The organism is Cupriavidus sp. 207A1, assembly GCF_057798955.1.
On record NZ_JBYOJO010000001.1, the window covers coordinates 384,204 to 398,270 of the forward strand.

The following is a 14,067-nucleotide window of genomic DNA, read 5'->3' on the forward strand; positions in this document are numbered from 1 at the left end:
CAGGCGAGAGGAGAGGCAGGCGGCCATGATCGATTTCGCGTCGGCGCTCTACCTGGGCATGTCGCATCCCGCCGCGCAACTGGGCAGCTATGCGGCGCTCACGACCGGCACGCCCGCCGCGCTGGCCGTGTCGCCGCTGGCCGGCACGCTGGCGGCGCAGGCGGCAGCGCTGCAGGGTTGCGAGGCGGGCCTGGCCGGGCCGTCGACGCTGCACCTGTCGCTGGACCTGTTCGACCGGCTCGGGCGCACGCATGCACTGGTAGCGGATGACACCCTCTACCCGGTGATGCGCTGGGGGCTCGAGCGGGTGCGCGGGCTGGGCGCCCCGGTCACGCTGTTCCGCCATGCCGACCTGGCGGACCTGGCGCGGCGCTTGCGCCAGGGCACTGGCACCCGTCCGCCCGCGGTGGTCACCGACGGCACGCGCCGCGAAGGCGCGCCGGTGGCGCTGCGCCGCTATCTGGCGCTGGTGCGCGAGCGTGGCGGCCTGGTGGTGGCCGACCACACGCAGCTGCTGGGCCTGGCCGGCGCGCAACCCGGGCCCGGACGTCCGTGGGGCAGCGGCGGTGGCGGGCTGCTGCGCTACGCGGGCCTGGCGCCCGCCGAGCCGGTGCTGCTGCTGGCATCGTGGGCCAAGGCCTTCGGCGCGCCGCTGGCCACGCTGTGTGGCCCCGCCGCGCTGGTGGGCGAGATCGCCCGCGACGGCCCGACCCAGGCCCATTGCAGCGCTGCTTCGCAGGCCGCGCTGCTGGCCGGCCTGAACGCGCTGGCGCGCAACGGTTGCGACGGCGACGCGCTGCGCGCGGCGTTGCTGGAGCGCGTGCGGCGCCTGCGGCGGGGTTTGCGCTGGCTGGCGCAGCAGCGCTTGCCGGACCTGCAGGTCAGCGTGCCGCTGCACCCCATGCAGCAGCTGCGGCTGGGCTCTGCCGGGCGCACGCGCGCGCTGCACGCGGGGCTGCGCGCCGCGGGCTTCCGCACGGCGTTGCTGCGGCAGGCCGAAGGGCGCTGCGCCGTGGCGGTGGTGGTGCGTGCCAGCCATGCACCGCAAGAGATTGACGGCCTGCTGCAGGCGCTTGCCTTGCTGGCGGGCCAGCCGGCCGTGCCGCGCGGGCGTGCGCCGCCGGCCTATCGGGAGAGCCTCCATGTTCAAGACTGCGGAAGGTGAAACACTGGAACTGGCGCCGTGGCGCATGCGCCGGCTGCTGCGGCTGCTGGCGGAGGTGCGCCGCTATCCGGCCGGCACGCCGCCGCAGGCACTGCTGACCGACCTGCGCCAGCTGGTGGCCCGCGCACGGCGCATCGGCACGCCTTCGCGCCGCGGTACGGCGCGGTATGAGAGCCGGCTGGACAGCGGCGGCGCGTGCTGCCGCGCCTGCCTGCTGGCCCGGCAGCAGGCGGGGCGGCTGTCGCTGGTGGGGCTCAGCCTGGACCGGTGGCGCGCGCCGGCGAGCCGCTACGAGAGCGAGCCAGCGCTTGCGGAACTGGCATTCGAGTCCCAGCCCAAATCCGCCAACGTGACGCTGCAATGGCGGCGCTGGCCGAGCCTGGACGCCGCCGCGCGCGCCACGCGCGGCGGCGGCGTCTACCTGTTCCAGCGCGGTGCGACGCCGGTCTATGTCGGCACGGCGGCCAGCCTGCCGGCACGGCTGGGCGTGCATGGCTGGTACCACGCGCGCCAGGGCAGCGCGCGCGCCGGCGCCGCGTGCACTTGCGCGCCGCCGCTGACGGTATGGACGGCCAACGTGGCCAGCGCCGGCGAACGGGCGGCGGTCGAGCACGCGATCGTGCGCACGCTTGCCAGCAAGGGCTTCGCGCTGGCCAACGACAAGCTGCGCGGCACGGTCACCGTCGGCAGCGGCCTGTCGATCCGCAACCTGGTCCCGGCCGGCATCCTCGGCGCCGGCAATGACCTGCAGTACGGGCCCGGCCAGCGCTTCGAGCTGTCGCGATGATCGTCGATTTCCATGTCCATGCCGGGCAGGGCGACGGCATGACGGGCCCGTGGGACACCACCGCGCCGCTGGCCGATTATGTCCGGCGCGCGCGGCAGGCCGGCATCGCGCATGCGGTGCTGCTGCCCGTGTTCCAGTCGGACTACCTGCGCGGCAACCGCGACGTGGCGGCGCTGGCGCGCGCCGATCCCGGGCGCTTTACCGGCTTTGCCATGATCCATGCCGAACGTGACCGGCACCGCGTCCATCGCATGATCGAGGAAGCCGTGCTGCGGCTGGGCCTGCGCGGCATCAAGGTGCATCGGCACGATGCCCCGATCCACCGGCAGGTCTGCGATGCCGCGCGCCACTGGCGGCTGCCGGTGCTGTACGACCCCGGCGGCGAGACCGGCGCGCTGCGCCTGCTGGCCCAGACCCATCCCGAGGTGGCGTTCGTGTTCGCGCACCTGGGCAGCTTTGCCGACGACTGGGCGGCGCAGCGGCAAGTGGTGGACCTGATCGCACGCTATCCCAACCTGTTTGCCGATACCTCGGGCGTGCGGCGCTTCGACCTGCTGGAGGAAGCGTTCCGGCGCGCCGGCCCCGGCAAGCTGCTGTTCGGTTCGGATGGACCGTGGCTGCACCCTGGCCTGGAGCTGGCCAAGCTGCGTGCCCTGCGTCCCACGCCCGACGCATTTGCGCGCATGGCCGGTGGCAATGCCTTGCGCCTGCTGGCGCGGGTAGCGTTGCCGCCGCCAGCGCCGATCAGAAACAGCGTGCACACCGGCCAGCGCTTCACGCCGACGGCGCGGGCCGCACCTGTCGCCGCAACTGCAGCGCCCGCGGCGTGACCTGCAGCAGCTCCGCCGCGCGGCTGGTGCAGCCGTGGCGGCTCTCGGCCACCTGCACCGCCATGGACTCGGCGATCTGGCCGATATGCTTCAGCCCGAGCCCGGCATCGAGTGCGCCTTCGATGGCATGCCGCAGCGCTTCCGGCCACGGATTGACGATGTCCGCCGCGAGCCCGTTGCGCATCTGCGGCACGGGGCCGTCGAGCCCGCCGGTGCTGATCACCTGGAAGCCGCGCTGGCGCTCGGCCAGGCGTGACACCACATTGCGCAGTTCGCGCACATTGCCCTGGTAGTCGCGCGTCACCAGGTAATGCATGACCTCCGGCATCACCAGCGGCAGGCCCGGCCCGGTGCCGGCCAGGCATTCTGCAAGGAAATGCCGCACCAGCAGCGGGATATCCTCGCGACGCTCGGCCAGCGAGGGCGCGCGCACGGTCCACTGGGTAATGCGGAAGTACAGGTCGCTGCGAAACCGGCCGGCCTGCACCTCGGTCTCGAGGTCGCGGTTGGTCGCGCACGTCAGCCGGAAATCCGACTTGCGCCAGGTGTCCTCGCCCACGCGCTTGTACATGCGCTCCTGGATCACGCGCAGCAGGCGTGCCTGCAGCGGAAGCTGCAGTTCCCCCACTTCATCCAGGAACAGCGTACCGCCATCGGCCATCGCCACGGCACCATCGCGTGCCGAGACGGCGTGGGTGAAGGCGCCCCTGGCATGGCCGAACAGTTCGCTGCCCGACAGCTCCGGGCTGAGCGTGGTGCAATCCACCACCACGAACGGCGCGCGATGGCGCTCCGGATCGAGATCGTGGATCAGCCGTGCCAGCAGTTCCTTGCCGCAACCGCTTTCGCCCAGCAGCAGGCAGGTGCCGCGGCCATAGCGGCCCACCTGCGCCACTGCGCGCAGGGTGGCGCGCCAGGCCGGCGAATCCCCGACGGCGCGCTCGCGCAACCACGGTGCGTCCAGCACCGCTTCGATCTCGGCCAGGCGGCACAGCCGCGCGGCCAGTTCGGTCAGCAGCGCGTCCTGATCGGGCGCGCAGACCAGATCGCAGAGCGCCGCCGGCCACCATGCCTCCGGAATGCAATGGCAGCGGGTGGCGGCGGTGCAGCCGGCGATAAAGGCGTCGGCGCGCGGCTCGGCGCGCAGCCAGCGCTGCGCCGCCTCGGTGACGCGATTGCCGTCCGCCACCACCAGCACCGCCAGCATGCCGCGCGTGTTGTCGTCCAGCGGCACCTGGTCGGGCAGCCCATGCTCGCGCAGATCGCGCTCGAGCCTGGCACGATCGTCGTGATACAGCACTACGCGCATTTTTGCCCCCGCACGAAAAGGAGATCATCGGCAGGGGCTGCGGGGCGGGCGTGCTATCTGCGCACGCCATGCGCTGCGGCGCTGCCGGCCTGGATCAGGCGGCGGGCAGGGGGTGTCGGTAGCGATGAGGCCGTCGGCGGCGTGACGCCGCGGACGCGTCGGAGAGGATAGTCAGGCCGGGGCAGGCCTGTGCGTGCAGCCAGTGGCCGGAGCATCGCCTGCCTGCGAGGGAAACCTGAATTGGCCGCATGGAAGCCCCCCTTAGTTTTTGTCTCAGAATACTAGTCAGCGCCAGCGGGGCAGGCAATATGAAGTTAATTTAAGACTGAGATGCTGCGGCGTTACTGGCGGGCGGAGAGGTGGGAACACCGGCGCTTGTTCCGGGTGCAACGCCTACGGCAACCGCAAGGCCCACAACACGTCCAGTACGTGTTGCGTGGAGCGCTCAAGGTAACCCGCACGACAGGCAATACCGAGCCGTCGCCACAACGCCGGCCGCAGCGGACGCATGACAATGCGGCTGTCGGGCAATGGCGTAGTGGCCTCATGCGGCAACAGCGCTGCGCCATAACCTGCCGCTACCAGGCTCTTGATCGCGTCGTTGTAGTTCAGTTGAATGCGGGGCGCGGGATGGTGCCCGGCGGTTGCGAACCACTCCGTAGTCAGGCGCGACAGGCGCGTGGTCGCGTCATTGAGGATGAGCGGTTGGGCGGCCAGCCATTCCGGGGTAACGCGGGCCGGGCACCGCCAGTGCGCCGGCACAAAGGCCATCACCGGGTCGCGGCGCCAGGGCTTTATCACCAGTCCGGCCACCGGGGGCTGAGGCAGCGCGACCACTCCGATATCGAGCGTTCCATCCACCAGCCGGGACAGGGTTTCTTCCGAAGTATGCACGGCAATCTGGATGTCGATGGCGGGATGGTGCTCGCGCAGGGCCTCGAGCGCTTGCGGCAGCAGGTGCGCGATCACGCCGGTGGACGCGCCCAGGCGCGCACGCCCTTCGAGCCCGTCTACCTGGCGCTGGATATCGTCCAGTGCCTGCTCCGCGTCGGCCAGCAGCCGGCGCGCGCGTTCCACCAGCAGCGCGCCGATCGGCGTCGGCCCCACATGGCCGCGCTTGCGCAACAGCAGCGGCGCCCCGATGCGGTGTTCGAGTTCGGCGATGTGGAGGCTGACCGTGGGCGGCGCCAGGTGCAAGGCGCGCGCCGCCTCGGCAAAGGAACCCCGCTCGGTCACGGCGACCAGGGTGCGCAAGCGGTCCAGGCTGATCTCTCGCATGACGAAGTCCGGATTCAGGAAAACTGAATGTTTGCTTTACGAAATTCAACTTTCTCTATTCTAGTCGCCCGCGCAACATAGTGGCTCGGTTTTACCTGTTCAACCCCCACAGTCAGCGGAGACATCCAGCTATGAGCTCTCCCGTAGTTTTCATCGACGGCGACCAAGGCACCACCGGGCTGCAAATCCACGAGCGGCTGCGCAACCGCACCGACATCCGGCTGTTCACACTTCCCGCAGCGGAGCGCAAGGATGCGCGGCGCCGCGCGGAAGCCATCAACGCCTGCGACATCGCCATCCTTTGTTTGCCGGACGCCGCTGCGCGCGAGGCCGTGGGCGCGATCGTCAATCCTGCCGTGCGCGTGATCGACGCCAGCTCCGCCCATCGCACACAGCCGGACTGGACTTACGGTTTTCCGGAAATGGCGCCGGGGCAGTCCGAGCAGATTGCGAATGCATCCCGGGTCACCAATCCCGGCTGCTATCCGACCGGTGCCGTCGGCCTGCTGCGTCCGCTGGTGCAGGCCGGGCTGATACCGGCCGATTACCCGGTCAGCATTCACGCGGTATCCGGGTATTCCGGACGCGGCCGTGCCGGCGTGGCGGAATATGAGGGGCCGGGCGCTGCCAACGCGCCTGCATACCAGGTCTATGGCCTGGAACTCGCGCACAAGCACGCGCCCGAGATCCGGCAGCACGCCTGCCTTGCGCAGCGTCCCATTTTCGTCCCGGCGTACGGATCGTTCCGCCAGGGCATCGTGCTGACGGTGCCGCTGGCATTGCGGCAGCTGGCACCTGGCGTGGACGGCGCCACGTTACACGCCTGCCTCGCGCGCCACTATGCCGCGGCCACGCACGTACGGGTCTTGCCGCTGCACGAATCGGCCGCCCTGACACACCTGGATCCGCAAGCGCTGAATGGTACGAACGACATGCACTTGAGCGTATTCCACCACGTTGAAAACGGGCATGTGCTGCTGTCCGCGGTGTTCGATAACCTTGGCAAGGGCGCATCCGGAGCCGCGGTGCAGAACCTGGACCTGATGCTCATGCGGCAATAGTGGCCGGTGGGGCGGAGCCAGCGTTCGGTGCTGGACGCCCCCGTAACCTGGTCAGGCCGTTGCAACCACTTGCACCTCGACAAGGAAGCCAGGCGCGAAAAGCGTCTGGACCCCGACGACGGTACTCGTGGGCGGAACCGACCCTGGCGGCCGTGCCGATGCGAGCGCGGCAACCAGTTCACCGGCGGTATCGGGCGAATAGTCGACCAGGTAGATCACCTCGTTCACGATCCTTTCCCGCGAAGACCCTGCGGCCTGGAGCACGAGATCGATGTTGGCATAGGCCCGGTGAAACTGCTCGATCATCGTGCCTTCGACCAGGGCACCGCTCTCATCCCATGACAGCTGGCCCGAGGTATAGATCAGGCCTGCCGGCTCCACGATGATCGCGTGGGAGATCACGCTCTCAAGCTGCGGAAGCCCCGGAGGGTTGATCCTGCGTACGCTGTTTCCCATCAACTCAACTCCTCTTGTACCTTGTCGCCCCGGATGTTGACGACTTGAATCTGGGTAAACTCCAGAAGGCCTTCGCCGCCAAGCTCTACGCCGAAGCCAGACTGCTTTGCGCCCGCCTGCGGAATATGCGGTGCCAGATCAAGATGCTGGTTGATCCAGACGCTGCCGCATACCAGTCGTTCCGCCACCTCCCGGGCCCGGCTCACGTCCGAGGACCACACCGACGCCCCGAGTCCGTATTCGCTGGCATTGGCGCGCCGGATGGCGTCATCGAGATCGGTGTAGCGAATGAGCGGCAGCACCGGGCCAAACTGCTCCTCGTCGACCAGTCGGGCACCTTCCCCGATGTCAGCGACAATGGTCGGACGGATGAAGTAGCCTTCGCTATCGTCAATCTGGCCGCCAGTCACAATCCGTCCCTTCATAGCGGCGTCCGCCAGAATGCCCTTGACCTTTTCATACTGGGCACGATTCTGGAGTGGCCCCATGGTCGTCCGGCTGTCCGATCCGTCGCCAACCGTGACGCCTGTGGCAAGGCTGACCAGCTCGGCGCAAAGCTCGTCGTAGATGGATGCGTGGATGTACAGGCGCTTGATGGCAATGCACGCCTGACCTGCATTGAAGAAGGCAGCACGGAAAATGCCCTGCGCGATGTCTGCGGGAACGGCGTCATCCAGCACGATGGCCGGGTCGTTTCCGCCCAGCTCGAGGGTGACACGCTTCAGCGTCTTCGCCGCATTGGCCATCACCGAGTACCCGGTTGCCGTGGACCCGGTAAACGACACCTTCGCGACATCCGGATGCGAGGTCAGGATGCTGCCCAGATCGTTGCTGTCGGTAATCACATTGAGAACGCCGGCCGGAACGATGGAGGCAACCAGCCGGGCGAACATCAGTGTCGTCAGCGGGGTTGTCGCGGCGGGCTTGATCACGACGGTGTTACCGGTCAGGAGCGCGCCAGGAACCTTGAAGGCCATCAGCAGCAACGGGAAATTCCAGGGCACGATGACCGCGACCACGCCCAGCGGCCGTCGATGCAGTTCGACCTGGCGGACCCCGCTGTGCTCGAGGAGAACCGGCGCCAGTTCGGCCTCGGCGACATGCCGGAAGAACGTGGCTGTGCCCTGGACTTCCATCATCGCATCGGCAATGGGTTTGCCCTGTTCCTGCGTGAGCAGCCATGCAAGCCGGCCGGCATTCGCGTCGACGGCGTCGGCAATATCCCGCAGCACACTGCGCCGGTGCGCCAGATCGCTGCGCGACCACTTCTCCAGCGCTGCTTTGGCGCTGGCTATGGCCTGCTCGACCTGTTGGGCCGAGGCGCGCGGCGCGACAGCGAAGGCCATGCCGGTGGCCGGATTCACTACGTCCATGGTGGTGGCGCCCTTGACCAGGGCGCCGTCGACAAGCATACAGTCGGGCAAGACTGTTGATCCGCCGTCGGCCTTGAGCGCTTGCGTCGAGTACGGGTTCATCAGTGGACCTCCGCTGTGATCGAGGCTGCCGAGGCTGGTGCAAACGTTGCGCTGCCTGCCCTGGCTAACCCGGCTTTCAGTGCCGCGGTCTCATGGTCCTCGCTGGCCCAGGCAAGATATCCATCCGGACGCACCAGCATTGCGGTGAGACCGGCCCAGGGGGCGGGCGCATCGGCTGTCAACGCAGTGAAATGCACGTCGACGCAAGAGCTGGCGTGGCGACCAAGGTCATCGCCGCTGAGCGGGCTGGAACATGCCGTATTGGCTCGCAGATCCAGCATGACATAGCGCCCGTTGTGAAGCTTCTGGAAGACCCCCTCGCCGGAGCGCTGGAACATCAGGTTTGGAACACGCTGTCCGACGAGAGCATGAGCCGGCTCGGCGGACGGGTAGGCAACCGACAGGCCAGTCAGCCGCTTGACCAGGCTCATCTCGAGCGCCGGGTTCTCCAGGATCAGCTTCTGGAGCAATGAACGCAGATCCCGGCATTCATTGGTGAACACACTCATCAGGAGCGTCTGCGCCTGGGTGTGCTCAAGCAGGTTCTGACCGACCGGATGGCGTTCGGCGTGGTAGCTGTCGAGCAGGCCCGCCGGGGCCCAGCCATGGATCGTCGCGGCGAGTTTCCAGCCGAGGTTCATGGCGTCCTGGATGCCGACGTTCAGGCCGACGCCGCCGGCCGGCATATGCTGGTGCGCAGCGTCGCCGGCCAGCAGGATGCGTCCCTTGCGGTAAGCCTCGGCTTGCCGGGCGGTATTGCTGTAGCGCGACAGCCACGAAGGACTGTGCATGCCATAGTCAGTCCCCATGATCGCGACAGTTTTTGCCCGCAGTTCATCGAGCGTGAACTCGCCGGGACGATCCGTCCGGACGTCATCGGGCGAGATGCCGACAAGCCGATGACGCCCTCCCGGCAGCTTGACTACCGCAATCGCGCCCGCGGACGTCCATTTGTTGATGGCAACGTCGTCGGGCGGGGCGTCCAGAATGACGTCGCCCAACCATCCGTAGACGGTGGCATCGGTACCGGGGAAGGGAATCCCGGCGCAGTTCCGTACCGTGCTTCGCACGCCATCGCAGCCGACGAGGTACTCAGTGTCCACGGAATAGGGCCCACCTGGACCTTGCACCGCGACGGCGACCGCCGAGTCGGTTTCCGCAAATGACTGGACTTTGTGCCCGCGTCGGATCTCGGCGCCGAGATCGCGTGCGCGCTGTTGCAGCAACTCGGTTGTCCGCGCTTGAAGAATCGCCAGGGTAAAGGGGTACGGCGACTCGAGCGGACGGAAATTGAGCCGGTAATCCAGAAGCCCGAAATGTCCGGCAGGGATTGCAACTCCCTCATCGAGAAACGCCTTTTCCACGCCTCGCGATGCGAAGGTCTCGATCGTGCGTGGGTGCACAGTCAAAGCCCGCGACTGAGGATCGATCGATTCGCTTTGCTCCAGCACTAGTGTCGAGATTCCGGCGAGTTGCAATTCTCCCGCCAGCCAGCACCCTACCGGACCAGCACCGGCAATGACGACTTGATATTTGGTAAGCATTTTCTACTCCCGAAGGTATTGGTTCCTGGGTCGGTCGTTGTCGGTGGCAATTTCCGACGTGTTTCGACATGACGGCTAGTCAGGAAGCCCGGCCAGCCCATGGCGTTGGCAAACCGGCGCGGAGCGCCCGTCGGCCGAACATGGCAAAGCTCGCCCGGACGATTTCCGGGCGCAGCAGAAAGTCATGGGATTCCCTTGCAAGGCCAGGATCCAGTTCGGCAATCGAGCCGGTCGACTCAGCCAACAGTTGCAGCTGGGCAGCGTTCTCGATCAGCATCGACAGATAAGCCGACTCCTCGATGGAGCCGGTGGCGCAGAGAAAACCGTGATGCGCAAGCAGCACGCTTCGGTTTTTTCCGAGTGCCGTGGCAATGATCTCGCCTTCGCTGTCGGCGATCGGCAGTCCAGGCCATTCAGCGAGAAAGCCGCAGTCATCGGCAAACGGCGTGGCATCCATGTGGGCCACGCGCAAGCGCCGCCCGGTCATGGACAGGGCCGATACGTATGGCGGATGGGTATGGATGATGCAATTGACGTCTGGACGGGCGCGGTATATCCACAGGTGAAAGCGGATCGCCGGATTGGCGGCGCCGCTGCCCTGGATGACGTTGATCGATTCGTCGATGCGAAGGATCTGGCTGGTGTCGACCTCGTCGAAACCCACTGCCAGTGGCGTCGTCAGGAACGTGTCGTCGGCGCTTCTCACCGTAATTTGTCCCGCGAGTGTGCGCGAGTGTCCTTCCAGCGCCAGCATGCGGCATGCAAGCGCGATCTTCTCCTCCTCCGTCCAGGTGCCGGGTTGAAGGCCGCCGGCCAACCGTCTGATCTGATCCTCCGTGAAGCTCTTCCGGTCCTCATGCGTCATCTGTTGCCTCCTTTGGTTTTCCTGCCATCCCTCGCTCGGCGGCGCACGTCTGTCCGGCGTGCCTAAGCGGGATCAAACCTAACGATGTTAGGTAATCGCGATGGATGGTACACTAACGGTGTTAGATTGCAAACACGGATTGGAATGAAAGCTCCAAAGATTCAACGTGACCAGGTCATTCAAGCTGCCTTGGACCTTTTGGATCAGGAGGGTCTTGATGGCTTGACGCTGCGCAAGCTGGCGCTGGCCCTCGACATACAGGCCCCTTCGCTCTATTGGCATTTCAGCGGGAAACAAGAACTTATTGATGCCGTGGCGGACGCACTGGTCATCAATGTTGTCCTGCCCCAGGGCACGGATCAGCCGTGGGACAGCCGGCTCAGGAAAATTGCTGCCGCGCTGCGGCAGGCGCTACTGCAGCGCCGTGATGGTGCCCGCGTCTTTGCGGGCACCTATGTCGTGTCGGACAACGTGCTGCGCATCAACGAGTCGATGCTGGAAGCATTCGCGCTGGCTGGCGTCGATGTGGGCCGTGCCTCGACGTATTCCTTCAGCGTTCTCTACTACATCCTGGGCTTTGTGATGGAAGAACAGGCACTCGGCCCCCACAGCGCGTTCGATGTCGCTTCACGCAAGACTGCCTTCGAAGAGTTGGCGCAGCGCAGCTATCCGAGGAATATGGCGGCCCGGGAGGCCATCTTTTCCACCGATTTCGACGCACGGTTCAGTACGGGGCTGGAACTGATCATCGCAGGCGTCAAGCAGCAGGCCGGCGAGCCCCCGAGCAAGGCTGCTCCATCCCTGAATGCAGGCAAGAGCGTTGCCAGTCCGGCAAGAAGACGTTCTGAACGTCGCGGATAATGGAAGCCTGGCGCGCCCGATTCGCTTATAAAAATCATCCCGCCGTGCGCTTCAGGCGAGTCGTAACGGAGAACGTTTCTGCGGGATGGATGGTCACCGATACCTCGAACGTTTCCCCCGCTTCGTCGATATAGCGGCGCACGATCTTCAGCACAGGCGATCCCAACTCCAGCCCCAACGCATGGCCGATGCGCGTGTCCTGCAGCGTCGAAGCTCGTACGTCCTGCTCGATCTCGGCGATCGGTCGACCGTGGCGTGACTCGATCAAGGAGCTGACCAGCACGTCCGGCATGCCGCGCACGATCCGCCCGATATCCGCATAGCCGGCATCGATATAGATGTCGGTCCACGCCATCGGTGCGGCGCTGGCGTCCTCGTCCAGCCGTACGCTCGAAATGCGCAGCCACAGCGTATCGGGCGTGCCGCCCAGATCCGCCGCTACCTCCGCCGGCGCGGTCACCGTTTCCACCGATTGCACCACCCGGCGGTGCGTTTCGCCAAATTGCATCAGGTCTTCCACGGACGCCAGCGTCGGCTTGAACACGGCCTTCGGCCGCATGGCTTCCACGCGTGTGCCGACGTTTTTGCGGCGCGATACCAGCCCCATGTCCTGCAGTTCTTGCAGCACCGCACGAATCGTGTAGCGGCTGGCCTGGTACTGCTCGCATAGCTCGAACTCTGTGGGCAGCAGCGTCCCTACCGGGAAGCGACCTGAGGTGATGCCGTCCAGCAATTGCCCTTTGATGTCTGCAGCGTTTGATTTGCTCATTGGCCTTTCACAGCACTTTTATGGTGACCTGAAACGCGCCCCTTTCCAGGGTTAACACGCATTTCCAAGATATGTTCGAACATATTTAATGACGGATATGTTCGAACATATTCGAGTTTCCGCCTGATTTCCACAAGGTCCGTCATGCCCCACTACACGATTCCTGCTGCCAGTACCGTCGTTGATTCCGCGCTGTTTCGCGATGCCTTCGGCACCAAAGCCATGCGCGAGATCTTCTCGGATGGCGCACTCGTACAACGCTACATCGACGTTGAAGTCGCCCTGGCCAGGGCAGAGGCACGTACCGGCGTCATCCCCGAACAGGCGGCCGAGGTCATTGCCCGGGAAAGCCGTATCGAGCGTATCGACTTCGACCACATGCGCGAAGAAACCGATATTGTCGGCTATCCGATCCTGCCGCTGGTGCATCAGTTGGTGGCAATGTGTGGCGAGGCCGGCCGCTATGTTCACTGGGGTGCCACCACCCAGGACATCATGGACACCGCCGTGGCCTTGCAGGTGCGGGACGCGCTCGACAGCATCGAAGCCGATATCCGCGCCTTGCGCCACATACTGGCCGGCCTGGCTGTCAAGCACCGCGACACCCCGATGGCTGGCCGTACCCACCTTCAGCAAGCCTTGCCGGTGACCTTCGGCTACAAGGTTGCCATCTGGCTGGCGATGTTCGACCGCCACCAGCAGCGCCTGGCTGAACTGCGCCCGCGGGTGGCCGTGGTCGAGTTTGCAGGGGCCGCGGGCACGCTGGCGTCGCTGGGCGAGAAGGGGTTGGAGGTCCAGCGCGCGCTGGCGCAGGAACTGGGCCTGGGCGTGCCGGCTACCACCTGGCACGTGGCGCGCGACGGCTTCGCGGAGGCGGTGAACCTGTTGGCACTCATCACCGGCTCGCTCGGCAAGATCGCGCTGGACATCATGATCATGGCCTCGACCGAGTTTGCCGAAGTCTATGAGCCTTTTGTCAAGGGGCGGGGTGCTAGCAGCACCATGCCGCAGAAGCGCAACCCGATCTCGAGCGAGCTGATGCTGGCCGCCTCGAAGGCCGTGCGCCAGCACGCCGGCCTGATGGTGGATGCACTGGTGCAGGATTTCGAGCGCGCCACCGGACCCTGGCATGCCGAGTGGATCGCCATCCCCGAGAGCTTCATCCTGACGGCCGGCGCACTCCACCAGGCCAAGTTCGCGCTTGGCGGACTGATCGTCGATGCTTCTCGCATGGCCACGAACCTCGGCATTTCCAAGGGCCTGATCGTGGCCGAAGCCGTAATGATGCGCATGGCCCCGCACATTGGCCGGCAGCAGGCCCATGACGTGGTCTACGACGCTTGCCGCACCGTGAACGAGCAGGGCGGCACGCTGGCCGAAGCGCTCCTCGCGCTGCCCGCCGTGACGCAGCACTTCGACCGCGAAGACATCGAACACATGGTGGACCCGGTGAACTACCTCGGCCTTGCGCCGCAAATGGTAGATCGCGCCATTGCGCTGTCCGGCGAGGTGGCCTGAAGTCGCACGCCCCGGTTCGCAGGAGACATGGATGAATCCTTCTTCCACTCACGCGCCGATCGAGGCGACACCCAAGCGGCTGCCGTGGTACCGCCGTCTTGGTTAATCCCGACGGCGTGCCGCTGGGGCGGGCCATGGCCCGCTGACCA

At 66.2% G+C, this 14,067-nt stretch carries 13 protein-coding genes; 6 read left to right on the top strand and 7 right to left on the bottom strand.

What is annotated here, in order from left to right; translation table 11 throughout:
* Nucleotides 1-25: 25 nt before the first annotated feature.
* From AC3FMM_RS01765 to AC3FMM_RS01775, 3 genes are read left to right on the top strand one after another with little or no spacing between them, the layout of a single operon-like run.
* Complete coding sequence (locus AC3FMM_RS01765) at nucleotides 26-1,165, top strand: aminotransferase class I/II-fold pyridoxal phosphate-dependent enzyme (protein ID WP_488686030.1); 1,140 nt, start codon at nucleotides 26-28, stop codon at nucleotides 1,163-1,165.
* Entirely contained in the window at nucleotides 1,143-1,952 is an 810-nt protein-coding gene (locus AC3FMM_RS01770) for a hypothetical protein (protein ID WP_488686031.1), read from the top strand. The genes AC3FMM_RS01765 and AC3FMM_RS01770 overlap by 23 nt, the downstream gene beginning before the upstream one ends.
* On the top strand, nucleotides 1,949-2,782 hold the full coding sequence (locus AC3FMM_RS01775) for an amidohydrolase family protein (protein ID WP_488686032.1): 834 nt from the start codon (nucleotides 1,949-1,951) through the stop codon (nucleotides 2,780-2,782). The genes AC3FMM_RS01770 and AC3FMM_RS01775 overlap by 4 nt, the downstream gene beginning before the upstream one ends.
* Here the strand turns inward: AC3FMM_RS01775 and AC3FMM_RS01780 are convergent.
* Both AC3FMM_RS01780 and AC3FMM_RS01785 read right to left on the bottom strand, forming a co-directional pair.
* On the bottom strand, nucleotides 2,727-4,091 hold the full coding sequence (locus AC3FMM_RS01780) for a sigma 54-interacting transcriptional regulator (protein ID WP_488686033.1): 1,365 nt from the start codon (nucleotides 4,089-4,091) through the stop codon (nucleotides 2,727-2,729). The two genes, AC3FMM_RS01775 and AC3FMM_RS01780, sit on opposite strands and share 56 nt — an antisense overlap.
* Nucleotides 4,092-4,484: 393 nt before the next feature.
* Nucleotides 4,485-5,369 (bottom strand): LysR family transcriptional regulator, encoded by an 885-nt coding sequence (locus tag AC3FMM_RS01785; RefSeq protein WP_488686034.1) that lies wholly within the window; start codon nucleotides 5,367-5,369, stop codon nucleotides 4,485-4,487.
* A gap of 131 nt (nucleotides 5,370-5,500) precedes the next feature.
* Between AC3FMM_RS01785 and argC the strand changes: the two genes are divergently transcribed.
* Complete coding sequence (gene argC / locus AC3FMM_RS01790) at nucleotides 5,501-6,430, top strand: N-acetyl-gamma-glutamyl-phosphate reductase (protein ID WP_488686089.1); 930 nt, start codon at nucleotides 5,501-5,503, stop codon at nucleotides 6,428-6,430.
* Nucleotides 6,431-6,481: 51 nt separating this feature from the next.
* Here the strand turns inward: argC and AC3FMM_RS01795 are convergent, their stop codons facing one another.
* The 4 genes from AC3FMM_RS01795 to AC3FMM_RS01810 form a co-directional block, all read right to left on the bottom strand.
* Nucleotides 6,482-6,886: a RidA family protein gene (locus AC3FMM_RS01795; protein ID WP_115712382.1), complete on the bottom strand. Its 405-nt coding sequence runs from the start codon at nucleotides 6,884-6,886 to the stop codon at nucleotides 6,482-6,484.
* Entirely contained in the window at nucleotides 6,886-8,361 is a 1,476-nt protein-coding gene (locus AC3FMM_RS01800; RefSeq protein ID WP_414248319.1) for an aldehyde dehydrogenase family protein, read from the bottom strand. The genes AC3FMM_RS01795 and AC3FMM_RS01800 overlap by 1 nt, the downstream gene beginning before the upstream one ends.
* A complete protein-coding gene (locus AC3FMM_RS01805; RefSeq protein WP_115712394.1) occupies nucleotides 8,361-9,905 on the bottom strand; it encodes an FAD-dependent monooxygenase in 1,545 nt (514 codons plus the stop codon). The genes AC3FMM_RS01800 and AC3FMM_RS01805 overlap by 1 nt, the downstream gene beginning before the upstream one ends.
* 79 nt (nucleotides 9,906-9,984) lie before the next feature.
* Nucleotides 9,985-10,770, bottom strand: coding sequence for an aldolase (locus tag AC3FMM_RS01810; protein ID WP_326347899.1), 786 nt, complete (start codon nucleotides 10,768-10,770; stop codon nucleotides 9,985-9,987).
* A 144-nt stretch (nucleotides 10,771-10,914) separates the two neighbouring features.
* Here AC3FMM_RS01810 and AC3FMM_RS01815 point away from each other — a divergent pair, with 144 nt between their 5' ends.
* A complete protein-coding gene (locus tag AC3FMM_RS01815; RefSeq protein ID WP_488686035.1) occupies nucleotides 10,915-11,631 on the top strand; it encodes a TetR/AcrR family transcriptional regulator C-terminal domain-containing protein in 717 nt (238 codons plus the stop codon).
* Between the two features lie 34 nt (nucleotides 11,632-11,665).
* Here AC3FMM_RS01815 and AC3FMM_RS01820 read toward each other — a convergent pair whose 3' ends face one another.
* Nucleotides 11,666-12,400 carry a GntR family transcriptional regulator gene (locus AC3FMM_RS01820; RefSeq protein WP_488686036.1) on the bottom strand — a complete coding sequence of 245 codons (735 nt, stop codon included), beginning with the start codon at nucleotides 12,398-12,400 and terminating at the stop codon, nucleotides 11,666-11,668.
* A gap of 144 nt (nucleotides 12,401-12,544) precedes the next feature.
* On the opposite strand from AC3FMM_RS01820, the gene pcaB reads away from it, so the two are divergent.
* Nucleotides 12,545-13,918 carry a 3-carboxy-cis,cis-muconate cycloisomerase gene (gene pcaB / locus AC3FMM_RS01825; RefSeq protein ID WP_488686037.1) on the top strand — a complete coding sequence of 458 codons (1,374 nt, stop codon included), beginning with the start codon at nucleotides 12,545-12,547 and terminating at the stop codon, nucleotides 13,916-13,918.
* Nucleotides 13,919-14,067 lie beyond the last annotated feature (149 nt).